The sequence below is a fragment of the Anaeromassilibacillus sp. D41t1_190614_C2 genome, from assembly GCF_015558525.1.
GTDB classification, from domain to species: domain Bacteria; phylum Bacillota; class Clostridia; order Oscillospirales; family Acutalibacteraceae; genus Anaeromassilibacillus; species Anaeromassilibacillus stercoravium.
Genome location: NZ_JADMOD010000037.1, coordinates 1 through 1,278, shown reverse-complemented (window position 1 = coordinate 1,278; position 1,278 = coordinate 1). Strand labels below are relative to the sequence as shown.

The 1,278-nt window shown below is 45.3% G+C and carries 2 protein-coding genes; both read left to right on the top strand.

Going from position 1 to position 1,278, the window contains the following annotated elements; genetic code table 11:
* The first annotated feature begins 80 nt into the window (after positions 1 to 80).
* Positions 81 to 365 (top strand): hypothetical protein, encoded by a 285-nt coding sequence (locus tag I2G69_RS14010; protein WP_087233368.1) that lies wholly within the window; start codon positions 81 to 83, stop codon positions 363 to 365.
* Entirely contained in the window at positions 362 to 1,219 is an 858-nt protein-coding gene (locus I2G69_RS14005) for an IS3 family transposase (RefSeq protein ID WP_195560998.1), read from the top strand. Before I2G69_RS14010 ends, I2G69_RS14005 begins: the two co-directional genes overlap by 4 nt.
* The last annotated feature ends 59 nt before the right edge of the window (positions 1,220 to 1,278 follow it).

Sequence of the window (1,278 nt, the reverse complement as noted above, 5' to 3'; positions counted from 1 at the left end):
TGAACCGAACCGTTAAAAACGGACAATGGACAAAAGGCCCCCTCATGTAGGATAATGACTACGTGAGGGGGTAGTTGTATATGGCAAGAAGATATCAAAAGATACAGATGTTGCTGCCACAGATTCAACAGATGCTGGAGGATGGAATGACCCAGAGAGAAGTAGCAGAAGCATTGGGACTCGAAGGCGACCGTCCTGTCCACGCACTACTAAAACGGGAGCGCAAGAAGGCAGTTCAATGTGTTCCAAAAACACGAGGGCGGAAACCTGCAAAGACGTTGCAGGAATACAAGTATGAGAACAAACGGCTGAGAATGGAAAATGAACTGCTGCGGGATTTTCTCTCGCTCACAGAAAGGATGTGAGGCCGAAGTATCGATATGAGGTTATCTACCGTCACAAGACAGAATATCCGGTAGCTGTTATGTGTCAGATCTTTGGGGTTTCCCGGAGCGGCTATTATGACTATGTCAAAAGGAAAGGGCAGCCTCAAAGGGATGCCCTTGTGGTAGCCATGCTTCGCCAACACCAAGCGCACTGCCATCAGACCTACGGTTACCGACGGATGCACCGCTGGCTAGAAAACCAGGGTATCCACCGTGACCCCAAAACGATACTAAAAATAATGAAAAGATATGGAATCCTGTCTGAAATACGCAGAAAGAGACAATGGCAGAACCTTGGCCAGCAACTCCATAAGTATAAGAACCTGCTCAACCGAAACTTCCAGGCATCCAAACCAAATGAAAAATGGGTAACGGACATTTCCTATATCCACACGGAAGAAGGTATACTTTACCTATCCATGATCCGAGATCTGTATGACAACAGTATTGTAGCATACAAGACAGCGACACGACAAACTGTCAATCTCGTACTGGACACCATAAAGTTAGCGATGAAAAAAGAAAAAAAGAGGGTCGCTGCGGAGTTGCAGCTCCACAGCGACCAAGGCTTTCAATATACATCCCAAGCATATTTCAAGCTAACTCAATCTTACGGCATAACACCATCAATGTCAAGAAAAGGTAATCCTTATGACAATGCGATGGCAGAAAACTTTTTCTCAATCTTGAAAACGGAATGCATCTACCGGCACAAGCCTCGCTCTTTCCAAGAAGCAAATGAGATGATAGATAGCTACATTCATTTCTATAATCATGAGCGTATCCAGACAAAAACAGGAGTGGCGCCACTGACGCAGCGCCACTTCACTTAATACAAAATATTTCCTACATAGGGGCTTTTTGTACTGTCCGCACTAATTGGGGCAGTTCA

What these genes read in the sequence shown, in the direction of transcription:
- I2G69_RS14010 (WP_087233368.1), top strand. Translation starts at nt 81, where the DNA reads ATGGCAAGAAGATATCAAAAGATACAGATGTTGCTGCCACAGATTCAA.